This is a genomic window from Limosilactobacillus pontis DSM 8475 (assembly GCF_001435345.1).
GTDB lineage: Bacteria > Bacillota > Bacilli > Lactobacillales > Lactobacillaceae > Limosilactobacillus > Limosilactobacillus pontis.
Genome location: NZ_AZGO01000039.1, coordinates 15,952 through 37,760 on the forward strand (window position 1 = coordinate 15,952; position 21,809 = coordinate 37,760).

The following is a 21,809-nucleotide window of genomic DNA, read 5'->3' on the forward strand; positions in this document are numbered from 1 at the left end:
TCAGCGTCAACCTCCGTCCTGGCCTAGCCGTACAGGGCGCCGAGAAGCTTATTTCCCAGCCTCATTTTCTAATCCTTATTCTAAGCCAACCCGATTAAAGATGTCGTCGACGTGGCGGAGGTGCCAATGGTAGTCGAAGGCGCCGTCAAGGTCCTGCTTGGTGAGCTGTTTTTTGATCGTCGGGTCCGCCTCCAGGAGTGGCCGGAACGGAATCTGTTCGGCCCAGCACTTGGCAGTGTAAGGCTGGATTAGGTCGTAAGCAGCCTCCCGAGTCATTCCGGAGTTGACCAACTTGAGCAGGACCCGGCCGGAGTAAATCAGGCCCAGGGTCTTGTCCATATTCTTCTTCATCGTCTCGGGGAAGACGTCAAGGTTCTTGAGGATCCGGCCAAAACGCCGCAGCATGTAGTCGATCAGGGAGGTGGCGTCCGGCAGGATCATCCGTTCCGCGCTGGAATGGGAAATGTCCCGTTCATGCCAAAGTGACACGTCCTCGTAGGCCGGGACCATGTACCCCCGCAACATCCGGGCACAACCGCAGATGTTTTCTGAGCCGATCGGGTTGCGCTTGTGCGGCATAGCGGAAGAACCCTTTTGTCCCTTAGCAAAGTGCTCCTCGACCTCGTGGATCTCAGTTCTTTGGAGGGAACGGATCTCGGTGGCCATCTCCTCCATGCTGGTCCCAATCAGGGCAATCGTGGCGATGTATTCGGCGTGGAGGTCACGCGGCAGGACTTGGGTGGAGATCTCCTGGGCGCGCAGGCCGAGGCGGTCACAGACGTACTTCTCGACGAAGGGGTCGATCTCGGCGAAGGTCCCCACCGCTCCGGAGATCTTACCAGCCTCGACACCACGGGCCACGTGCTCGAACCGTTCCTGGTTACGCTTCATCTCAGAGTACCAACGGGCCGCCTTCAGGCCAAAGGTGGTTGGTTCCGCGTGCACACCGTGGGTCCGGCCCATGCAGACGGTGTACTTATACTTCTCGGCCAGTTCCTTCAATACGGCCATGAAGTCGACGATGTCCTGACGGATGATATCGTTCGCCTTTTTCAAACGCAGCCCCTGGGCAGTGTCGACCACGTCGGTACTGGTCATCCCATAGTGAACCCACTTGCGTTCGGGACCGAGGGACTTGGAGACGTCACGGGTGAAGGCAATCACATCATGGTGAGTGACGGCCTCGATTTCGGCAATCCCGTCCACGCTGAACTTGGCGTTTTTCTTGATCTTCTCCACATCTTCGGCCGGGATGTGACCAAGCTTACTCCAGGCCTCGTCAGCGGCAATCTCGACCTCCAGCCAGCACTGGTACTGGGTCTCAAGGCTCCAAATCTTCTTCATCTCTGGACTAGTATAGCGATCAATCATCAGTTAAAACCCTCTCTAATTCTTATTCTCCATCATTATCGCACAGGTGACCATTCGGCGTAAAGGCGAACTTTATTCCCGCCAGATACCAGTATTGTCAATTTCTGCCAGGGTAGTATCAATATCGTCGGTTAGGATCGTGACGTGGCCCATCTTCCGATTGTGACGGACCTCAGCCTTCCCATAGTCATGGAAATGCCAGTTTGGCCGGTGGGTAATCTGCTCACGCACCCCGGCGACGTGTTGGCCCAGGACGTTGACCATCACGACCGGCTGGAGGAGGTCAATCTTGGGCAGCGGCCAGTTGCAGATCGCCCGGTTGTGAATAGCAAACTGGGAGAAGTTGCAGGCCTCGATCGAGTAGTGACCCGAGTTGTGCGGCCGCGGCGCCAGCTCATTGACGTAGATCTGGCCATCAGCGGTCACGAACATCTCAACGCCCAGGATCCCGCGAAGGTCGATAGCATCGGCAATCTGGGCAGCCATCTGCCGGGCACGTTCCCGCAGTTCGGGTGAAATCCGGGCCGGGACGATGCTGAGGTGGAGGATCTCATCGTGGTGAATGTTCTCAGAAACGGGGAAGACGGTCACTTCGCCGTTTTCGTTGCGGGCCACCATCACGGAGCACTCCAGCTTAAATGGTACCCAGCCCTCGAGGATGGCGTCCCCGGTCGACAGGATGCCATCGCACTTGGCTAGGTCAGCGGCGCTCTGGAGGGCCTCCTGGCCATGACCATCGTAGCCACCCTCGCAGGTCTTAAGGACGCTCGGGTAGCCGATCTTGGCCACCGCCCGCTTTAGGTCACCGGCGTCCTTAACGGCCATGAAGGGGGCCGTCTGCAGGCCGGCGTTGCGGAGGAAGGTCTTCTCCCGGATCCGGTTCTTGGTCGTGTAGAGGAGGTGGGTCCCCTGGGGCACGTAGACCCTATCCGCCACATCCTCCAGGGCCTTGAGGTCGACATTTTCAAACTCGTAGGTCAAAACGTCCGACCGCCGAGCCAGCTCCTCAATCGCTTGGACGTCGGCGTAAGGGGCCACAATCTGGTCGTCCGCCACCTGACTGGCCGGACACGCCGGGGTTGGATCGAGAACGAGCACCTTCATCCCCGTCTGCTTGGCGTCCAGGGCCATCATCTGCCCAAGCTGGCCACCGCCAATGATCCCAATCGTTTTTCCCTGTTGAATCATCCTAGTCAAGGTGCGCCCCACTTTCTACCGCCCGGTCGTGCATCTGCTGCCGGTAGTCAACGATCCCCTGCTGAATCTTAGCATCATTGATACCGAGGATCTGCAGGGCCAACAGGGCCGCGTTCTTGGCCCCAGCCACCCCGATTGCGGTCGTGGCCACCGGGATTCCAGCCGGCATCTGAACGATCGACAGCAGGGAGTCCAGCCCACCGAGAGCCTTGGTCTGCCCGGGAATACCGACCACCGGCAACGGTGTATTAGCGGCAATCATCCCTGGCAGGTGGGCAGCCCCACCGGCACAGGCGATGATTACCTTGGTCCCCCTGGCCACCGCGCCCTTAGCAAAGGCGAACATTTCGTCCGGCATCCGGTGGGCAGAAATTACCTGCTTATCATAGTCGACCCCAAACTCGTCGAGAATCTGACAGGCTGCTTTGACAGTTGGCCAGTCCGACATACTACCCATTACAACACTGATCTGACTCATGCTTAGTCCCTCCTTAAAACTGCTTTAAAGATAGCAGAGCTCACCGGCGACTTCAACTATTTTATCGAACTTTAATTATATTTTTTTACTTATTGTTCGTTTTAATCGTGGAAAAAAGAAAAAGAGCGGCCTGATCAGCCACTCTTGATTCACATTATCAGAACAATCCGGTAATCTTGCCATCCTTGTCGATCGTCATGTTGACGGCCGCCGGAACCTTGGACAGGCCCGGCATCGTCATCATGTTGCCAGCCAGGGCGACGATGAAACCAGCCCCCAGCTTCGGTACAAACTCACGGATGTGGAAGGTGAAGTCACTTGGGGCCCCCAGCTGAGTCTGATCGTCGGTGAAGGAGTACTGGGTCTTGGCGATGCAGACCGGCAGCTTGTCCCAGCCGAGGTCAGCAAACTGCTTGAGCTGGCGTTGGGCCTTACGACTGAATTCGACGTCCTGAGCCCCGTAGATCTTAGTAGCAACGGTCTCGACCTTCTCCGCTGGGCTGGCGTCCAGACTGTAGAGCTCGTGAAAGTCGCTCTTTTGCTCAGTCAGGGAGACAACCTCACGGGCCAGGTCCTGGGTACCGGCGCCACCCTTGGCCCAGGCATCTGCTGTAACCACGTTTACGCCGAGCTGGCGACAATTATCCGCGATCATCTGAACCTCGGCGTCGGTGTCGGTCACAAAGTGGTTGATGGCAACGACCAACGGAACCCCGTAGCGTTGCATGTTCTTGATGTGGCGGTTAAGGTTCGCCATCCCCTTCTTCAGTTCCGGCAGGTGTTTCTCCTTCAGGTCAGCCAACTCGGCGCCCCCATTGTATTCGAGGGCCCGTACTGTAGCGACGATGACCACGGCATCCGGGTTCTTACCGAGGACGCGCCGCTTAATGTCCATGAACTTCTCTGCTCCCAGGTCGGCACCGAAGCCGGACTCGGTGACGGTGTAATCGGCCAGCTGGAGGGCCGTCTTGGTGGCCAGAACACTGTTACAACCGTGGGCGATGTTGGCAAATGGCCCCCCGTGGATGATCGTCGGTGTGTGGTCGAGGGTCTGAACGAGGTTCGGCTTGATGGCGTCCTTGAGCAGGATCGTGATGGCATCCTCAAAGTGGAGCTGGGCGACCGTCACCGGCTGCTTATCGTAAGTGTAGCCGACAACAATCTTACCAACCCGGCGCTTCAGGTCCATCAGGTTGGTCGACAGGCAGAGGATGGCCATCATTTCAGAGGCCGCCGTGATGTCGAAGCCGGTCTGGCGTGGAACTCCCTGCATGATGCCACCGAGACCGGTGACCACGTTCCGCAGGACCCGGTCGTTGACGTCCTCAACCCGTTTCCAGATAATCCGCCGCGGATCGAGACCCAGCTGGTTATCACGCATGATGTAGTTGTCGACCAGGGCTGCCAGGGTGTTGTTAGCACTGGTCAGGGCGTGAAGGTCACCGGTGAAGTGGAGGTTGATGTCTTCCATCGGCACCACCTGGCTGTAGCCGCCACCAGTTGCCCCGCCCTTGATCCCGAAGACCGGGCCCATGGATGGTTCCCGCATGGCGATGATCGTCTGGTGGCCAAGCTGGTTCATGGCGTCACCGAGGCCGACCAGGACCGTTGACTTCCCCTCCCCAGCTGGCGTGGGGTTGATGGAGGTTACCAGGACCAGCTTATGCTTCTTGTCCGGGTGCACAGTGACTGGCAGGGTGATCTTGGCCTTGTACTTACCGTACTGTTCGATCTCGTCTTCACTCAAGCCGATCTTAGCCGCAATCTCAGTGATTGGTTGCATCTTCGCCTGGTCCGCGATCTCAATATCAGTCATCATAGAGGGTCATTCCTTTCTAAAATACGAACTTTAACTACTAAAAACAAATTTAAGTTAATCTATATTCTAACATTACACGTTTTGAAGCAAATAGTAAAGGGAGCCTCAGGCAAAAAAGCAGCCGAACGCCTCGGCGCGCTCGACTGCTCAGTACTTATTCGCGTTTTTTGCGGATCGATTTGACCCCCAAGATATCCAAGAGGAAGGTGAAGATTGGTACGCCAACAATCAGCCCCCAGGTCCCCCAGAAATGCTCCCCCACCAGCAGGATGATGAAGGTGTAGAAGATCGGTAGGTCGGTCTGGCTGGCCATGAACTTCGGATTGAGAACGTACGCCTCCAGCGTGTGGATGACGATCACCATCACGATGATGTAAATTACGTCGCGAATCCCGCCGACCGAGTAGGCAACTAGGCTCAGCGGGATCGTCGAAATGATCACCCCAGCCACCGGAACCAGACTGAAGACGAAGACCACCAGCGCCAGGGCCAGGATCTGCGGCATCTCCATGAAGAGCAGGCAGACCGTCGTGATGACGGTGTTGCAGATGGCGATGAAGAACTGGGCCTCGAGGACAACCCCAAAGGTATTGACAAACTTCTTGCCAAAGTAGGCCAAGTCCTGGAAGAACCAGTCAAAAGTGCTGTTCAAAAAGAGCTTGGAGAAGGTCGCCGTCTCCCGCAGGTCGAGGGCAAAGAAAAAACTCAGGATCAAGGACAGGACGAAGGTGACCGTGATCGCCCCGATGCTGGTCAGGGCACTAATGGCAAAACTGACCCCGTGGCGGACCTGGGCCATGATTGTCGACCAGCTGACGTAGTGGTTAATGTAATGGTAGAGGATCGTCGCGTCCTTACTGCTGTAAAACTTGATGACCGAGTTGACCATCTTAACGACCTGGTGTACCAACACGGGGAGGTACTTGGTCACCCCAAAGTAAAGCAGAAGCAGTAATACCAGGTAGGTCAAAATCACCAGCGGCTTGACCGCCACCCGCGGCCACCAGCGCTGAACAAAGCGGATCCAGCTCACCACGATGAAGGTCAGGATAAAGGTGAACAGGATCATGTTCATCATCGACCGCATCATCCACAATACAAAGATAATCAGAAGCAAGACAACGAAGCGGCGCAGCTCCACGTTCTTGATAAAGCGGTGCCAGGCATCTGTCACGTTAATCATCACCCTTCAAAAATTTAATAAACTAATTTGATTTTAATCTAAAGCGGTGATTTTGGCAACTGAGCACGTCATTAATTACCGGCTTGAAAGCAGAGTGTTATAATAGTTGCATTATTTGAGAAAGAAGGATGCTTTAATGTTAGAAAAGACGTTCTACAAGTCACTGTTGAGCCACTCCTTTAACATCCCCGTCAAGATAAACTTCTGGGATGGATCAAGCGTGGTCTACGGTGACGGCGAACCCGAGGTTACCATTACGTTCAAGGAGAAGATCCCGATTCGTGACATCACGAAGAACGCCTCAATCGCACTTGGGGAAGCCTACATGGATGGCAAGATCGAAATCCAGGGCAGCATCCAAAAACTGATTGAATCCGCCTACGAGAGTGCCGGCGGTTTCATGCGTAATTCCAAGTTCCGCAAGTTCCTGCCTAAGCAAGGCCACTCCGAGAAGGAAAGTGAAACCGACGTCCAGAGCCACTACGACGTCGGTAACGACTTCTACAAGCTCTGGCTCGACGACACGATGACTTACTCCTGTGCCTACTTCACCGACGGCAACCACGATGACCTGACCAAGGCTCAGGAAGACAAGGTCCACCACATCCTGAAGAAGCTCAACCCGAAGCCAGGCAAGACCTTCCTCGACATCGGCTGTGGCTGGGGGACGTTGATGCTGACGGCGGCCAAGGAATACGGGCTGAAGGTCACCGGGGTCACCCTAAGTGAGGAACAGTACCGCTTCGTCCAAGACCAGATCAAGAAGGACGGCTTGGAAGACGTCGCCGAGGTCAAGCTGGTCGACTACCGGGAGCTTGGCGACCGGCAGTGGGACTACATCACCTCGGTCGGGATGTTCGAACACGTCGGCAAGGAAAACCTGGGCCTCTACTTCCAGGACATCCAGCGTTACCTGACGAATGACGGGGTTGCCCTCATCCACGGGATCACCCGGCAACAGGGTGGCGCCTACAACGGCTGGATCAGCAAGTACATCTTCCCCGGCGGCTACGTTCCCGGCCTGGTCGAAATGGTTCAGCATATTGAGGAGAACCAGATGCAGATTGCCGACATCGAAATGCTGCGCCGACACTACCAGCGGACCCTGGAGATCTGGGACGCCAACTTCAACGCTCACCGCAACCAGATCCAGGATATGATGGGTGAACGCTTCACCCGGATGTGGGACCTCTACCTGCAGGCCTGCGCCGCCTCATTTGAGTCCGGTAACATTGACGTCATCCAGTACCTGATCACCAAGGGGGCTTCCGGTAAGAACCTGCCGATGACCCGTGACTACATGACCAAGTAAAAAAGCTGGGAAACAAGCCTATTAGGTTTTCCGTAACTACTTTAAATCCAATAACGACCCGTGCGGATCTATTTTCCGTACGGGTCGTTTTTTGGTTTAAATACTCAGTTAGTCCGGCGCTTGGGACTCTTCCATGTTCCCTTCCCAAAGCCCAGAATAGTCTTGATGGCCTTGTGGAAGGTAATGATGATCGTCAGCGGGTTGACGATCCAGGTGAAGAGCAGGTAGAGCGGTGAGAAAAGGATGTACTTCAGCTTGGTTCCCTGGAAGTCGAGGATCAGGGCCGCCAGCACCTGGAAGAGGCCGGCGATTAGCTGGAAATTGACGAAGATCATACTCATCACGATCCCGTGGTAGATCCGCTCATAGTTACCGACACCGAGGTAGTAGCACATCAACAGGATGAAGACGATTGTCGTGATGACGAAGAAGAAGGACCAGACCAAGGACATGGTCGAGTCCAATACCATCGGTAGGACGTAGCGGTTGCGCCAGGAATGGGCAAAGGTCTTAGTGAAGTTGGTCAACCAGACCTCGGTCCCGCCCTGGGCCCAACGATTGCGCTGACGGAAGAGGTCACGAACGGTCTCGGGAACGTTCATGTGGAAGACGATGTCCGGGGCAAAGCGCGGCACCACGTTCATGAAGGTGTGGTCCCAGGCGATGCTGATGTCCTCAGTGGCCCGGTCCTGGCGAAAGCCACCGGCGTTGATCAGGAAACGCTTGCGATACATCGTGTTGGCCCCACTGTAGGCGTACATGGTGTTATTAATCGCTGTCTGGCTGCGCTTGATAATGCCGACGATGCTGGAAAACTCGACCGTCTGCGATTTACCCAGCAAGGTCGTCCGGTTATAGACATCCATGTTGGCGGTGACCGCCGCGTAGTTGACCCCGCGCGGACTCTCGAAGTAGCGCATGTACTTGACCAGGGCGTCGGGCTCCGGGATCGTGTCGGCGTCGTTACTCAGGATGTACTCACCCCGGGCGAAGAACATCCCGACGTTAAAGGCGTGGGCCTTCCCCTGGTTGTCGTCGATCCGGACAACCCGCAGGCGCGGATTAGTCTGCTGGAGGCGGGCCAGGATTGCCGGCGTCTGATCGGTACTCCCGTCGTCCATTACCAGAACCTCGTAATGATGGTAGTGCAGGTCGTGGAGGAGGTAGTTGAGGGTACTTTCAATGATGACCTCCTCGTTGTGGGCCGGCACCATGATCGTGATGAAGGGGTGTCGTTTCAATTCGTCCCGGCTAGCCAGCTCATCGTCGTGCTTACGAAAAAGAGCGTAAGCAACCGCACCCCAGAACCAGTACATCGCCCCAATGATCGGGTAGATGCACAGGACCAGGTTGACCACCAGCAGGGCGATCATCCAGGGATCGTGCCCCAACTGGATACCGTTGACAATGTTGGAAATCATTTCTGCCCCTCCCCACGTTGCTTGATCGTATCCTTGATATCATCACGGCTAAAGTTCTGCTCCGGCTTGACCAGGTAGTAACGCACCGTGTGCCGAAAATGCCGAGAGCCGAAACGGTCGGCCGCCAGCTGCATCGCCTTGACGACCTGGCGATTACTCTCCTGGAAGTCATACTGGGGCTTCTTCTCCAGGACCCGCTTGCGCCGCCGGTTCTGGATGCCCCCGACCAGTAGGCAGAAGATTGCCATTGCCAAGCCAATGATGAAAAGGAGGATGATCAGCAGGTCCAACTCGCTGAAGCCCTCTAGGTAGTGCCAGAAGTAGATGCCCCGCCGCCCGTCGGTAATGTAGGCGAGGTAGGTGCCGATGGTGACCACGCACGGCACCAGCAGGGCCAGCAGAGGATCGCCACCAGGGTCTGCCAAACCTTGCGGACCCAGTGCCGCCGGGCGAAGTAGTCATCCTGGTAAGTGACCTCTCTCCCATCGTCGTTTTTCGTTTTCAATTTTTCAATCTCCTAACCGTTGCAATCTGTTCGAATCGTTCAAACGCCCCATAGTATACACCTTTACGGGGCGCGAAACGCAAAAAAGCCACTATCGTTGGTGACTTTTGAAGATCAATTCTAGTTGACACTTAGCCGACAGCGTTGAGTTTATGATCATTGCTCCACTTAACCGGGTCCTGTCGCCACTGCTGAAGGGACTTGAGATGGTCGGTGCTGATCTGGTTGCTGGCCTTGGCCTCCTCAATCAACGTCGTGTAGTCGGTGACGGCGAAGTACTTAAGGTCGTTGGCCAGGAAGTTCTGCTCGGCAGCCTGGAGCTGGTAGGTGAAGACGGCTACCACCCCGACCACCTGGGCACCGGTATTGTCGATGGCGCGGACGGCATTGAGGACACTGCCGCCGGTGGAGATCAGGTCATCGACCACGACCACCTTCTGACCCGGCTTGAGGACCCCCTCAACTTGGTGTCCCTGGCCGTGGTCCTTCGGTTTAGAACGAACGTAGACCATTGGCAGCCCCATCTCCTGGGCCACCCAGGCGGCGTGCGGGATCCCAGCCGTGGCGGTCCCGGCGATCACGTCAGCATCCGCAAAGTGGAGGTTGATCTGTTCCTCCATCCCGTTGTAAATGGCTTGACGCACATCGGGGTAGGAGATCGTCAGGCGGTTGTCCGTGTAGATTGGGGACTTCAGCCCGCTGGCCCAGGTGTAGGGTTTGTCGGGGCTCAGGGTCACCGCGTGAATGTCTAATAATGCCTTAGCAACACTTTGTGAATAAGTCATGATTAAATTTTCCTCCTAATCTGCGAGAAATGCTTGCTGAATCTGTTGGTATGCTGCGACCGGATCGGCACTCTGGGTGATTGGCCGACCGACCACGATGCCGTTACTGCCGAGCTCGCGGGCCTGGGCCGGGGTGACAACCCGCTTCTGGTCATCATGGACCTTCAGCGATTGCCGGATGCCGGGGGTGATGCAGAGAAAGTCGGGCCGGGTCACCTGACGAATGGCCGGCAGCTCGTGGGCCGAGCAGATCACCCCGGCCAGGCCGACGCTCTCCGCCAGCTGGGCGTAGTTCTGGACCGACTCAATCAGGGACAGGTCGACGTGTTGTTGTTCATGCAGAATTTCGTCATCAATCGAGGTCAGCTGGGTGATCGCCAGGAGCTTGGCCGGACGAATACCAGCCGCAACCGCCCCCTCCTCCAGGCCGGCCAGTCCCGCCGTCAGCATCTCAGTGCCGCCCGCCGCATGGATGGTGGTGAAGTCGATGCCAAGCCGGCCGATCGCGGCCATCGCCCGGTGGACGGTGTTGGGGATATCGTAAAGCTTCAGGTCGAGGAAGATCTTGAAGCCGCGCTTCTGGGCCTCACGGACGATCTCCTGACCCAATCCGTAGTACATCTCCATGCCGATCTTGACAATCGGCTTTGGCGTCACATCGAGTTCGTCAAACAGCTTGACCGCTGCTTCCTTGGTTGCCACGTCAATTGCAACCATTGGCACATAACGTTTCAAAATCTTACCTCCCATAGGTCCGTCAGCTTCTCAATCCCGTACTTATCCATTGTCATCGGCAGTTCCGCCACAATTTTCGGCAGGGCCAGCGGGTCATGGAAACTGGCCGCACCGACCTCAACCGCGTTGGCCCCGGCCATCATAAACTCCAGGACATCTTCGGCGCTTTCGATCCCGCCCACACCGATAATGGGGATCTTCGAAACGCTGCGGACCTGGTGGATCATCCGTAGGGCCAGCGGCTTCAGGGCTGGGCCGGACAAGCCACCAGTCACGTTCGCCAGGACCGGGCGCCGGGTCTTGAGGTCGATGCTCAACCCGGTTATGGTGTTGACCATCGTCAGCCCGTTGGCCCCACCACGTTCGGCCGCCTGGGCCAGGGGCACGATGGCGGTCACGTTGGGCGTCAGCTTGACGTAAACCGGCACCCCGTGGGCCGCGGCGACGACCTGCTTGGTCAATTGCTCCAAAGTCGCCGGGTCGGTGCCCATCGCCAGACCGCCATGCTTGACGTTAGGGCAGGAGACGTTCAGCTCCAGGGCGTTGACCCCGCCGCCAGTCGTCAGCCGGTCGGTGACCGCTACGTATTCGTCGGTGGAGAAACCGGCCACGCTGGCGATCACCGGTAGCTTGGGGTAGTTAACCTGGAGCCAAGGGATCTTCTCGTCGATGACGTTCTCGACGCCAACATTCTGGAGGCCGTTGGCGTTCAGCCAGCCGGCCGTCGTATGGCAGACCCGGGGCCGCGAATTTCCCGACCGCGGGTGCATAGTGGTTGACTTCATCACCAGGGACCCCAGTCGGTTGAGGTCGTAATTCTTGGCGATCTCCTGCCCGTACCCGCAGGTGCCGCTGGCGGCAATCACGGGGTTCTTCAGGGAAAGGCCCGGCAGTTCGACTGCTAATCGTTGTTCATCGTTCATTCTGTATCCTCCCGATCATAGACAAGCTTGCCATCAACAAAGGTCTTTACACTCGCCCCGTAGACCCGATCACCGACGAAGGGGGTGTTGTGCCCCTTAGAGAAGAACTGGTCGGGCATGATCGTGGTCTGGTGGTCAATGTCAAAAACCGCGATGTCGGCCGGGTCACCAACCGCCAGCTGCCCGGCGTCTTCGAGTTTGAAGACCCGCTTGGGCGCCCCGCTCAGCCAGTCGATCAGCTGGGCCAAGGTGAAGATCCCGTTCTTGACGTAGCGGGTGTAGAGGAGGGCAAAGGCGGTCTCGCTACCAACGATCCCGTTCGGTGAGGCCAGAAACCCCCGGTGCTTCTCGGTGTCGGTGTGCGGAGCGTGGTCGGTGGCAATGCAGTCGATGGTCCCGTCAAGCAGGCCAGCCAGGCAGGCTTCCTGATCTTCCCGGCTACGCAGCGGCGGGTTCATCTTGTACTCGGCATCGTCGTCCAGGATATCCGCATCGGCCAGCAGGAGGTGGTGGGGCGTGACCTCACAGGTGACGTTGATCCCCAGCTGCTTGGCGTGGCGGATCAGCTCAATGCTCTCCTTAGTCGAAACGTGGCAGACGTGGTAGTGGGCTCCGGTGGCCTGGGCGATCACAATGTTGCGGGCAATCTGGGCCGTCTCACTGATCTTCGGCATCCCCGGCAGACCCATCTTCTTGGCAACCGAACCGTCGTTGATCACCCCGCCGTTGGCCAGCTGATTGTCCTGGGCATGGTCACATATTGGGAGGTCGTACTTGGCAAGCTGTTGCATAGCCTGGTAAACGACGCTGGCATCCTGGATCCCGGCCCCGTCATCGCTGAAGAGGCGGGCTCCCGCGGCGTACTGGGCAGCGACATCGACTGGTTCCTGTCCCGCCCGGCCTTTGGTAACCGGTGAATACTGGATAATCTTGACGGCACCGTCCTTGACGTTGCGGGCCTCCTGGGCGTGGAAACGTTCCGGCGTGTCACAGGTCGGCTTCAGGTTGGCCATGGCGGCGATGGTGGTAAACCCACCGTGGGCCGCGGCCCGACTACCGGTAGCGATCGTCTCCTTGTTAGTGTAGCCCGGCTCGCGCAGGTGGACGTGAATGTCGACCAGGCCCGGCGTGATCAGGTTGTTGTCCAGGTCATACACCGTAGCATCATCGTTGGCACTGAGGTTGGTCCCGACCGCGGCGATCTTACCGTCCTCGATCAAGACGTCACTGGCGGCCAGTTGGCCAGTGACCACGCGGCGGCCGTTCTTCAATAGGGTTTGGCTCATCTTGGCGCCTCCCGTCTTACATAATGTCCTTGTAGCGAAGGATCCGGCTCAGGATGGCCATCCGGACGAAGACGCCGTTCTGCATCTGACGGAAGATCCGGGAGTCTGGCGCCTCAACCAGGTCACTGTCGATTTCCACTCCCCGGTTGACCGGTGCCGGGTGCATGATGATGGCCCCCTTCTTCATCTTGCTGTAACGCTTGTGGGTCAGGCCATACTGTTCGTGGTACTTCTCAGCATCGAAGGCCCCGTTCTCCGCCCCAGATAGGCGTTCGTTCTGGACCCGGAGGAGGTTGACAACGTCCATCTGCGGCAGGAGTTCGTCTAAATCGCCGAAGGTTCCGTACTGGGCAAGTTCGTCGTCGTACCATTCCTGAGGGCCGGCGAAGTAGACCTCAGCGCCCAGCCGGTTAAGCATCATGGCGTTGGAATGGGCTACCCGGGAGTGGGCGAGGTCACCGATGATCAGGACCCTAAGCCCGGTGAAGTTGCCGAACTCTTCGTGGATCGTCATCATGTCGAGCATACATTGGGATGGGTGCTGGCCGCTCCCGTCACCACCGTTGGCGATCCCGATCTTTAAGCCGGGGTGCTTGATCAGATCCCGGTAGTATTCGTTTTCGGGGTGGCGGATGACGGCGACGTCAACCCCGATCGATTCCATCGTCTTGACGGTGTCGTAGAGGCTCTCCCCCTTCTTGACCGAACTGGTGCCCGCTTCGAACTGCATGACGTGTATGCCAAGCTTCATCTCCGCCATCTGGAAGCTGGTCTTGGTCCGGGTAGAGTTTTCGAAGAAGAGGTTGGCAGCGTAAGCCGGGCGGGTGAGTTCCGTCTTCTTGCCGTGCTTGTATTCCTCGGCCTCGTTGATCAGGTCCAGGGCGTCGGCCGCGTCCATGTCGGCAACCGTGACAACGTTTGGTTGAATGCGTTCAGTACTAATCATCAAATAGATCTCCTTTTTATGTACATAAGCGACAAAAGCAGCGTCAACCGATCCAGTCTCCTGGTTTGCGGTCACGCTGCTTTTAGTGTGTTTTTTTGCTTATGTAGATAGGCTGAAAACACTGCACCGATTCTGCTCTCACGGGAGACAATTAAATGGCTCAGCTTCTTCAAAAATACCTATTTGATTACGTGGGCGAGCACCCGCCGCCACTACTGATTTGGCCGGGGAAATTCTGCATAAAAATGGCCTCCTCAGCAGTGGCTAAGAAGGTCGAATTATTCTAACGCTCAGTTAAATCCTTCCTAGCCTCGCTGGACTAAGTTAAAGGTATTCCGATTGCTCATAATACTAGCCGCTTTCCGGGAGCTTGTCAACACCCGACCTAAAATTTCTTCCAGCGGGCCGGTATGGTATGATCTTAGTTAGCAATAATTTTTTAAGGAGGGGCCTATGTCAAAATCACCACGCAACAAGACCATTGATTTCTCCCTGGCTGATGCCCCGGCCGGCGTTCTCGATCGGATCCTGCATGAAAACGACCAGCTAGAAGACCGGAATGTGGTGGTCGATCAGACCATTAACGGGGACGCCTTTAAGGTTCTAACCCGCCTGCCCGACCAGCTGGCCGACCTGGCAATTGTTGACCCACCCTACAACCTCAATAAGCAGTACGACGGCCTCAACTTCAAGAAGATGAGTGACGCGAACTACCAGGCCTATACCCAGCGCTGGGTCGATGCCCTCCTGCCCCGTCTTAAGCCCCAGGCCAGCCTCTACGTCTTTGCTGACTGGCAGACCAGCATTGCCCTGACTCCGGTCCTGGAACGCAACTTCACCATCCAGAACCGGATCACCTGGCAACGTGAGAAGGGCCGCGGTGCCCTGACCAACTGGAAGAACGGGATGGAGGATATCTGGTTTCTCACCCGCAGCCCACACGACTACACCTTCAACGTCGACCAGGTCAAGCAGCGGCGGCAGGTGATCGCCCCCTACCGCGTCGATGGTCAGGCCCGCGATTGGGAGGAGACCGCCAACGGCCGCTTTAGAGACACGATGCCCTCCAACTTCTGGGACGACATCTCAATTCCCTACTGGTCGATGCCCGAAAACACCGGTCACCCGACCCAGAAACCAGAGAAGCTGCTCGCCAAGGTCATCCTGGCCAGCTCCAACCCCGGCGACTTGATCTTGGACCCCTTCGCCGGTGCCGGATCGAGTCTGGTCACCGCTAAGAAACTCGGCCGCCACTTCATCGGCATCGAACAGAGCCTCCTCTACACCGCCTGGGGGGAATACCGCCTCCAACAGACGTCCACTGGCGACAGCATTCAAGGCTACACGGACGGGGTTTTCTGGGAGCGCAACACCCTGGCCGCCCAGCACCGACACCAAAAGTCGAACCAAACCAAGCTATTCTAAAAGGCACATTGCCCACCTACGGACAATGTGCCTTTTAATTCTAATTAAATTACCATGCTCAGCAACCAGACCGCAACTAGACCGCCAACAACCGAGATCGCCATCGACCGGGTGAAGTAGGCAACCACCATCACGACCAAGGCTGCCAGAATCTGTTCGACGTGACCAAACGGAACAAAGTGGTAGCCGGCCGTCGTCACGAAGATCCCCTTCACGATCAGGGCAGTGAAGAGGCTGACCGGGACGTACTTCATCCACTCGTTGAACCATTCCGGAATCTTCCGGGTCGAGAAGAATAAAATCGGGAAGTAACGAGGAATGAATGCCGCAAACGCCGCGAAGATAATGACAATGATATGATACAAGGTTTTACTGTTACCGCTGTCGGAAATCAATAAGGGCAAATTACTAAATAGTTGTTCCATACCTAGTCTCCACTAATCATCGTGCTCGGATGGGGTCTGTTCCCGATCCGCATCCAGCTGTTGCTTAACTTTCTTCAGTTCACGCCGTTCCTGCTGGTCTTCCACCGTGATCCGGGTAGCCATCGGCCGGAAGAGCTTGGTCAGGAACCAGTTGCTGTCGGGATCCTTACTGTGCTTGCGGACCGTGTTTTCAATCAGGAAGCCGATGAAGGAGGCAATCAGCGTGGCGATCACGATCCCCAACGTGCTCTTGGTGAGAACCAGGAAGAACACGGCCAGAACCGCCGAAAGCAGGCAGATCAACAGGGTCAGGTGGTTACGAACCTGCATCACGACCATGTAGAGGAAGAGCGCCGTCAGGGCGAAGTCCACCACTTCCAGGTTGATTGAGATCGTGCTCCCAATCAGACCACCGACCATGTTGGCCACCGACCAGGAGATCAGGGAGTAGTGCTCGACTAGCAGCCCGTCCTTGGGGGTCCACTTCTTATCAGTGGCAAACTTTAGGTAGTTCACCGCATAGTTTTCATCGTTCATCGAAACGGCGAAGAGCCAGATAAAGTGTTGTGATTCATTTTTGATGTATTTAGAAAGACTTGACCCCAGGAGCGCGTATCGCAGTTCCAAGAAGAACAGGGTCATGAAGATTGATGTCAATGGTGCATGAATGGTCAATAACGACGCCAGAATAAACTGGGCCCCGCCAGAGAAAACCACGATTGACACCACAAGGGTCATGATAAAGTTAAAGCCCGCTGCGTGTAATAAAATTCCACAAGCTAATCCGATTGGAATATAGCTAAGGCAGAGCGGCATTGCAATGCCTAAGACTTCTAGCCATCGTGCTTTTTCTGGATTTATTTGCGCTTTAGCCACAGAATTTCCTCCAATTATCGTCATCTTTTTATCAAATTGAAGCGATACAATGCTCTTTCAGTTTAACACACTCCAATTTTAATGAATATAGTGAAAAATAAAAAGAATGAAGAATTTACGATGAAATCCCTCATTCTTTTTAAAATTATTCGTTTATCTGTTCCTGCTTGAGAGGCAGGGTGACAATAAAGGCCGTCTCGTCAGCATCTGAGCTGACTGTCACCTGACCGTGGTGGAGGTCAACGATACTCTTGACGATCGCCAGACCCAAGCCGGTACCGCCCGTGGCCCGCGACCGCGACGCTTCAGCCCGGTAGAAGCGCTCGAAGAGGTGGCTCTGGGCCTTCTCCGGGATTGGGGTCCCGTCGTTAGCGACCTTGACCACGACCTTGTCCTGCTCCTGATGAGCGGTGATTCGGATGTAGCTGGCCCCGTTGCCGTACTTGAAGGCGTTGGCAACCAGGTTATTGAAGACCCGGCCCAACTTCTCGGGATCGGCCTCGATCATCAGGGGGTTGGGGACCACCTTGGAGCTGATCTTGATCCCCCGTCGATCAGCCTCCAGGGCAAAACTGGCGGTCAGCTGTTCCAGCAACTGGTTAAGGTCGACCCACATAATATTGACGGGGGCCCCGTGTTGCTGAACCTTGGTGTACTCGAAGAGGTCGTCCACCAGGTTCTTCATCTGTTTGGCCTTCTCGTAGGCAATGTGGGTGTACTTGAGAATATCCTCTTCATTCTGGTACTGCTTGTCCTCGATCAGGCCGAGGTAGCCGATGATGCTGGTCAGTGGGGTCCGCAGGTCATGGCTGACGTTGGTGATTAGTTCGTCCTTGGATTTCTCGATCTTACGCTCATCGTCCATCGACTGGACGGCGCTATCAACTAGGGCATTGACACTGGTGATCACGTGCTGCTCACTCCCCTTGAGCCGGAAGGGAATCCGGTGGTCGAGGTGTCCCTGGGCGATGTAGTGGAGCTCACCGATGATGTGGTTCATCAGGTAAAGGTGGTAACGTCGCCGTAATCGCCACCAGACAACCCAGACGTCGATCAGGACCAAAAAGATGATCAGGACCCGCTGGTAAGACCAGGTCTGTGCCTGCATTGGACCGATCTTAAGCGACTGTTTAATCATGAAGATCCCGCTGGTGACCCCGGGGTTGGACTGAATGACATCCTGAATGATGGTCAGGACGGCCATATTCAGCAGGATCAGCAGGATGACCGTGATAACCCCTTCAAAAATCAGTGAACTTTTTTCACGTCCAGTTAGCTTCACACTTGAACCCCCTCAGTGACTAGTGGTTCTCAATCTTGTAGCCGACACCCCAGACCGTCTGAATCACCTTTTCGCCGTTCGTGGCCTCTTCGATCTTATCCCGCAGGTGGCTGACGTGGACCATCACCGTCTTGGCGGAAACCACGCTCTCCTGTTGCCATACCCGCTCAAAGATGTCATCGGCGGAGAAGACCCGGTTCGGGTGGCTGGCCAGTAGGTAGAGAATACCGAATTCCAGGGCCGTCAGCTGAATCGTGTCCCCCTTGATCGTCTTGACCTCGTGGGAGTCCTTGTTGATGATCAGCGGCCCGACGTTGAGGACGTCCGGCTGGCCATTAGTGACCTCCCCCTGGCTCCGGCGTAACAGGGACTTGACCCGGGCCATGACCTCCAACGGGTTGAACGGCTTAGTAACGTAATCGTCGGCCCCGCTGATCAGGCCCTGAATCTTGTCCATGTCGGCCGTCTTAGCGGACAGGACGAGGATTGGAATATCCGAATCCTTACGTACCTGCTTGATGATCTCCATCCCGTCCATCTCAGGCATCATCAGGTCCAATATTACTAGGGCGATGTCCGGGTTGGTGTTCAATTTGGTCAGGGCTTCCTTACCATTGTAGGCGGCCACCGGCTCATAGCCCTCGTTGCGGATATAAATCTCCAGCAGCTGTACAATCTCTTTATCATCATCGACAACTAAAATCTTCATTTACGGCCACTCCTTCACAGTTGTCTCTAAATTTCTATCAATTATAACTAATTCGTGTCTTAGAAGTCGGCGTTCGTCGCTGACCTTAAGGAAATCTTAGCGGCTGACGTTGACTACGATGGTCTTCGTCTGCTGACCATCCGTCAATACCAGGTAATAGTTACCGGCTCTGGTGAAGGTGTAGTTGACCGCACCAGCATTGGGTTGGCCAGGAAACGTCTGTAAGACATTCCCACTACCCGCGTCGATAACCTGCAGCTGGTTCTTAGCCGGTACCGCAAAGTTGTTCAAGGCGGCGCGGCCATTCTGGTCAAGCCGGATACTCTGCCGATCCGGGACTGGCTGCTTAGTCGGCTTTTGTTCACCCTGCCGGTTATTATTTGTGGTGTTCGCCATGGTCTGTTTAGCGACCGAACTACTCGACCCCCGTTCCGTACGCCGAGCTTTGATCGACGACGACTGGGCGGCCTGGCTGGTAGCGGCTTCCGTCTGCGTGTTACTGATGCTACCCCCGGCACCGGCCAAGACGGCCACAAGCAACAGGCACCAGTTCAACACCGGGTGAGTCTGGGCAAGCGGCCGGGTCCCACCGTGTAGGGCGTGCCGGGCCTGACGGATCCATTGCACTAGGAATAGTAGTACACATAACCCCGCTAGGCCCAATAGAAGCATTTGATAATTCATGGGCCTTCCTCCTCTCACTTTTCATAACGAATCAGCAAATTAGTCTCTTCTTTATTGTACCAGTTTCTGTGAATCCGGACACAACAAAAAAGGAGAGCTCACGCAGAGTTCTCCTTGATGCTATGTCGGCAAAAAGCGTTTCGCTAGCCAGCCTGATATTACTTGTAATTTGGTGCTGCCTTAGTGATCTGAACATCGTGCGGGTGGGATTCACGCAGGCCGGCATTCGTGATTTGAACAAACTGGGCCTTGTCGATCAGGGTTGGAATGTCTGGTGCACCAACGTAGCCCATCCCGGAGCGCAGGCCACCGTCGATCTGGAAGACAATGTCGGAAACATCTCCCTTGTATTCCACGCGGGCTTCGATCCCTTCCGGAACCAGCTTGTTGGCCTCGTTGACGCCACCCTGGAAGTAACGGTCGGAGGAACCGTGGGCCTGGGCCATCGCACCGACGGAACCCATCCCCCGGTAGGCCTTGTACTTCTTACCATGGTCCTCGAAGACCTCACCAGGGGCCTCGGTCGTCCCGGAAAGCATACTCCCAAGCATGACCGCGTTCCCACCGGCGGCCAGGGCCTTGACCACGTCACCGGAGTACTTGATCCCCCCGTCGGCGATGATCGGCTTACCGTATTCGCGGGCCACCGAGGCGGCGTCATAGATCGCGGTGATCTGTGGCACACCGACACCAGCTACCACCCGGGTCGTGCAGATGGAGCCAGGGCCGATACCGACCTTGACCACGTCAACCCCGGCGTCAAAGAGGGCCGCGGTTGCTTCACCAGTGGCAACGTTCCCGGCAATCAGGGTCACGACTGGGAAGTGGTCGCGAATCTCCTTGATCTTGCGCAGGACTCCCGCGGAATGACCGTGAGCAGTGTCGATGACGATTGCATCGGCGCCGGCCTTCAGGAGAGCCTCGGCCCGTTCAAAGGTATCGCTGGTCACCCCGACAGCTGCGGCACAGAGAAGCCGGTTCTGGTCATCCACCGCGGCCTTGATAGCGCTGGCCGGTACCACTACACTCTTGACGTTAGCCACTTCACTTGCCTGGGCCTGGATCGACATGTTCTTATGAACAACCCCAAGGCCACCCTGCAGGGCCATCGCAATTGCCATTGGTCCTTCCGTGACGGTGTCCATCCCGGCACTGATCAACGGAATGTGGAGTTTCAAGTTATCTGCTAGTTGAGTACTTAAATCAACCTCATTCGGTAAAACATGGCTTTCTGCCGGAATTAGCAGAACATCGTCGAACGTTAAACCCTTCTTGGCAAACTTTGTGTCCCAATTTGACATCGCTCAAACACGCTCCTTAGTTTTTGATTAGGTCAACTCTACTAGGAATCACCGCCGAGGTCAATAGCAAAAAACTAAAATTATTAGGAAAATTCCAGGAGATTGTTCGCACTTTCCTGGTCAATCACCAGGGTATTGGCGTATCCAGCCACCAGCGCCCCGTGAATTGCTGGAACCTTGGCCACATTGGCCGCCACCAGGATACTGTGTTTTTTCTTCTTCAGCGCGGCCAACCGGATGCCGATTGTCCGCTCGTTGATGTCCTGGTTCACGATCTGACCACGGGCATCGATGAAGCGGGAGAAGATGTCCCCCACCGCCTCCCGCTGAAGGATCTTCCGTTCCCGCTCGGTAAAGTAACCCAGGCGAAAGAGCAGGGCAGAATCGCGGACCGTCCCGACCGTGAAGACGGCGATGTTAGCCTGCTGGCCCAGCCTGAGGATGTACTTGATGTGGGTATCATTGGCAACCAGTTCCTTGGTCTTGGCGTGGTCGAAGATGACCGGCACCGGCAAGTACTGGGGCAGGGTATTGAAGGCACTAGCAAAGGTATTGACCGTCTCGAAGGCGTAGTTACGGGTCTCAGTGTTGGCCATCGACCCCTTCATCTGGACGACCTTGATTCCTGAGACATCCTTAGGCGTGATGTGGAGGGCGACCTGGTAGACCGTCTTCCCCCAGCCCAGACCGATGATGTCGTCGTTCTTGACGATCTTCTCAATATAGTGGGCCCCGGCAATCCCGACCTCCTCGAGTGGATTGCTCTTACCTGGCACGATGATTGCCTGCTTGAGGCTCGGGTACTTGGCCATCAGGTCCCCCTGAAGCTGGTGGAGTGGCGCCAGGGGGTTATCACCAATCCCTGGTCACGGCCGTATTGGAGCAAGCGGGAGACCGTCGCCCGGGAAATGTTTAGCTCACTGGCGATTTCCTGCTGGTTGAAGCCGTCCCGGTAGTAGAGGGTCGCCACCTTGAGGGCCAGGGCAACTTTCTTGTTTTCTCCATCCATTGTTCTTCCTCCCCTTTATACGCAAAAACAAGGGAACTGCCACAGGATCACTGTCACAGGCCCTTGTTTTTTATTTCAGGCGAATTGTCAAACTAAGTGCAACGGTTTGTCAAAAAATACTTCATATGGGGTTTCAT

Annotated in this window: 20 protein-coding genes and 1 pseudogene; 2 read left to right on the top strand and 19 right to left on the bottom strand. The window is 56.0% G+C overall.

Annotated features, from left to right (window positions below):
* Window positions 1-75: 75 nt before the first annotated feature.
* From purB to FD34_RS02815, 5 genes are all read right to left on the bottom strand, one after another.
* Window positions 76-1,371: an adenylosuccinate lyase gene (gene purB, locus FD34_RS02795; RefSeq protein WP_057806594.1), complete on the bottom strand. Its 1,296-nt coding sequence runs from the start codon at window positions 1,369-1,371 to the stop codon at window positions 76-78.
* 72 nt (window positions 1,372-1,443) lie between these two features.
* Complete coding sequence (gene purK, locus FD34_RS02800; RefSeq protein ID WP_191980195.1) at window positions 1,444-2,559, bottom strand: 5-(carboxyamino)imidazole ribonucleotide synthase; 1,116 nt, start codon at window positions 2,557-2,559, stop codon at window positions 1,444-1,446.
* A 1-nt stretch (window position 2,560) separates the two neighbouring features.
* Window positions 2,561-3,046, bottom strand: coding sequence for a 5-(carboxyamino)imidazole ribonucleotide mutase (purE, locus tag FD34_RS02805; protein WP_057806596.1), 486 nt, complete (start codon window positions 3,044-3,046; stop codon window positions 2,561-2,563).
* 157 nt (window positions 3,047-3,203) lie between these two features.
* Window positions 3,204-4,865 (bottom strand): formate--tetrahydrofolate ligase, encoded by a 1,662-nt coding sequence (locus FD34_RS02810; protein WP_057806597.1) that lies wholly within the window; start codon window positions 4,863-4,865, stop codon window positions 3,204-3,206.
* Between the two features lie 154 nt (window positions 4,866-5,019).
* Complete coding sequence (locus FD34_RS02815) at window positions 5,020-6,039, bottom strand: AI-2E family transporter (protein WP_057806613.1); 1,020 nt, start codon at window positions 6,037-6,039, stop codon at window positions 5,020-5,022.
* 145 nt (window positions 6,040-6,184) lie between these two features.
* On the opposite strand from FD34_RS02815, the gene FD34_RS02820 reads away from it, so the two are divergent.
* Entirely contained in the window at window positions 6,185-7,360 is a 1,176-nt protein-coding gene (locus FD34_RS02820; protein WP_057806598.1) for an SAM-dependent methyltransferase, read from the top strand.
* 104 nt (window positions 7,361-7,464) lie between these two features.
* Here the strand turns inward: FD34_RS02820 and FD34_RS02825 are convergent, their stop codons facing one another.
* The 7 genes from FD34_RS02825 to FD34_RS02855 form a co-directional block, all read right to left on the bottom strand.
* Window positions 7,465-8,781, bottom strand: coding sequence for a glycosyltransferase family 2 protein (locus tag FD34_RS02825; protein WP_057806599.1), 1,317 nt, complete (start codon window positions 8,779-8,781; stop codon window positions 7,465-7,467).
* On the bottom strand, window positions 8,778-9,206 hold the full coding sequence (locus FD34_RS02830; RefSeq protein ID WP_057806600.1) for a hypothetical protein: 429 nt from the start codon (window positions 9,204-9,206) through the stop codon (window positions 8,778-8,780). Before FD34_RS02830 ends, FD34_RS02825 begins: the two co-directional genes overlap by 4 nt.
* Window positions 9,207-9,417: 211 nt before the next feature.
* Window positions 9,418-10,071: an orotate phosphoribosyltransferase gene (gene pyrE, locus FD34_RS02835; RefSeq protein WP_057806601.1), complete on the bottom strand. Its 654-nt coding sequence runs from the start codon at window positions 10,069-10,071 to the stop codon at window positions 9,418-9,420.
* A 15-nt stretch (window positions 10,072-10,086) separates the two neighbouring features.
* A complete protein-coding gene (gene pyrF / locus FD34_RS02840; RefSeq protein ID WP_083479810.1) occupies window positions 10,087-10,821 on the bottom strand; it encodes an orotidine-5'-phosphate decarboxylase in 735 nt (244 codons plus the stop codon).
* Complete coding sequence (locus FD34_RS02845) at window positions 10,803-11,729, bottom strand: dihydroorotate dehydrogenase (protein WP_057806603.1); 927 nt, start codon at window positions 11,727-11,729, stop codon at window positions 10,803-10,805. Before FD34_RS02845 ends, pyrF begins: the two co-directional genes overlap by 19 nt.
* Complete coding sequence (locus FD34_RS02850; RefSeq protein ID WP_057806604.1) at window positions 11,726-13,015, bottom strand: dihydroorotase; 1,290 nt, start codon at window positions 13,013-13,015, stop codon at window positions 11,726-11,728. The genes FD34_RS02845 and FD34_RS02850 overlap by 4 nt, the downstream gene beginning before the upstream one ends.
* A gap of 16 nt (window positions 13,016-13,031) precedes the next feature.
* Window positions 13,032-13,961, bottom strand: coding sequence for an aspartate carbamoyltransferase catalytic subunit (locus FD34_RS02855; RefSeq protein WP_057806605.1), 930 nt, complete (start codon window positions 13,959-13,961; stop codon window positions 13,032-13,034).
* 453 nt (window positions 13,962-14,414) lie between these two features.
* Between FD34_RS02855 and FD34_RS02860 the strand changes: the two genes are divergently transcribed.
* Window positions 14,415-15,386, top strand: a complete 972-nt coding sequence (locus FD34_RS02860) for a DNA-methyltransferase (RefSeq protein ID WP_057806606.1) — start codon at window positions 14,415-14,417, stop codon at window positions 15,384-15,386.
* Between the two features lie 44 nt (window positions 15,387-15,430).
* Here FD34_RS02860 and FD34_RS02865 read toward each other — a convergent pair whose 3' ends face one another.
* The 7 genes and pseudogenes from FD34_RS02865 to FD34_RS02895 all read right to left on the bottom strand — a co-directional run bounded on the left by FD34_RS02865 (window position 15,431) and on the right by FD34_RS02895 (window position 21,672).
* Window positions 15,431-15,811 (bottom strand): AzlD domain-containing protein, encoded by a 381-nt coding sequence (locus FD34_RS02865; RefSeq protein ID WP_057806607.1) that lies wholly within the window; start codon window positions 15,809-15,811, stop codon window positions 15,431-15,433.
* 12 nt (window positions 15,812-15,823) lie between these two features.
* Window positions 15,824-16,687: an AzlC family ABC transporter permease gene (locus tag FD34_RS02870; protein WP_057806608.1), complete on the bottom strand. Its 864-nt coding sequence runs from the start codon at window positions 16,685-16,687 to the stop codon at window positions 15,824-15,826.
* Between the two features lie 145 nt (window positions 16,688-16,832).
* Window positions 16,833-17,969 (bottom strand): sensor histidine kinase, encoded by a 1,137-nt coding sequence (locus FD34_RS02875; RefSeq protein ID WP_057806609.1) that lies wholly within the window; start codon window positions 17,967-17,969, stop codon window positions 16,833-16,835.
* Window positions 17,970-17,988: 19 nt separating this feature from the next.
* The gene (croR, locus tag FD34_RS02880) at window positions 17,989-18,678 is read right to left on the bottom strand and encodes a response regulator transcription factor CroR (RefSeq protein ID WP_057806610.1); all 690 of its coding nucleotides are present in this window, start codon (window positions 18,676-18,678) and stop codon (window positions 17,989-17,991) included.
* Window positions 18,679-18,774: 96 nt separating this feature from the next.
* Window positions 18,775-19,305, bottom strand: coding sequence for a hypothetical protein (locus tag FD34_RS02885; RefSeq protein WP_235805975.1), 531 nt, complete (start codon window positions 19,303-19,305; stop codon window positions 18,775-18,777).
* Window positions 19,306-19,520: 215 nt separating this feature from the next.
* Complete coding sequence (guaB, locus tag FD34_RS02890; RefSeq protein ID WP_057806612.1) at window positions 19,521-20,663, bottom strand: IMP dehydrogenase; 1,143 nt, start codon at window positions 20,661-20,663, stop codon at window positions 19,521-19,523.
* An 83-nt stretch (window positions 20,664-20,746) separates the two neighbouring features.
* Window positions 20,747-21,672 (bottom strand): annotated as a pseudogene (locus tag FD34_RS02895) (sugar-binding transcriptional regulator).
* Between the last annotated feature and the right edge of the window lie 137 nt (window positions 21,673-21,809).

Coding starts and splice junctions, on each gene's coding strand:
- pyrE (WP_057806601.1), bottom strand. CDS start 10,071: ATGACTTATTCACAAAGTGTTGCTAAGGCATTATTAGACATTCACGCG.
- FD34_RS02855 (WP_057806605.1), bottom strand. CDS start 13,961: ATGATTAGTACTGAACGCATTCAACCAAACGTTGTCACGGTTGCCGAC.
- purE (WP_057806596.1), bottom strand. CDS start 3,046: ATGAGTCAGATCAGTGTTGTAATGGGTAGTATGTCGGACTGGCCAACT.
- purK (WP_191980195.1), bottom strand. CDS start 2,559: ATGATTCAACAGGGAAAAACGATTGGGATCATTGGCGGTGGCCAGCTT.
- croR (WP_057806610.1), bottom strand. CDS start 18,678: ATGAAGATTTTAGTTGTCGATGATGATAAAGAGATTGTACAGCTGCTG.
- guaB (WP_057806612.1), bottom strand. CDS start 20,663: ATGTCAAATTGGGACACAAAGTTTGCCAAGAAGGGTTTAACGTTCGAC.
- pyrF (WP_083479810.1), bottom strand. CDS start 10,821: ATGGGAGGTAAGATTTTGAAACGTTATGTGCCAATGGTTGCAATTGAC.
- FD34_RS02845 (WP_057806603.1), bottom strand. CDS start 11,729: ATGAACGATGAACAACGATTAGCAGTCGAACTGCCGGGCCTTTCCCTG.
- FD34_RS02865 (WP_057806607.1), bottom strand. CDS start 15,811: ATGGAACAACTATTTAGTAATTTGCCCTTATTGATTTCCGACAGCGGT.
- FD34_RS02825 (WP_057806599.1), bottom strand. CDS start 8,781: ATGATTTCCAACATTGTCAACGGTATCCAGTTGGGGCACGATCCCTGG.
- purB (WP_057806594.1), bottom strand. CDS start 1,371: ATGATTGATCGCTATACTAGTCCAGAGATGAAGAAGATTTGGAGCCTT.
- FD34_RS02820 (WP_057806598.1), top strand. CDS start 6,185: ATGTTAGAAAAGACGTTCTACAAGTCACTGTTGAGCCACTCCTTTAAC.
- FD34_RS02860 (WP_057806606.1), top strand. CDS start 14,415: ATGTCAAAATCACCACGCAACAAGACCATTGATTTCTCCCTGGCTGAT.
- FD34_RS02850 (WP_057806604.1), bottom strand. CDS start 13,015: ATGAGCCAAACCCTATTGAAGAACGGCCGCCGCGTGGTCACTGGCCAA.
- FD34_RS02810 (WP_057806597.1), bottom strand. CDS start 4,865: ATGATGACTGATATTGAGATCGCGGACCAGGCGAAGATGCAACCAATC.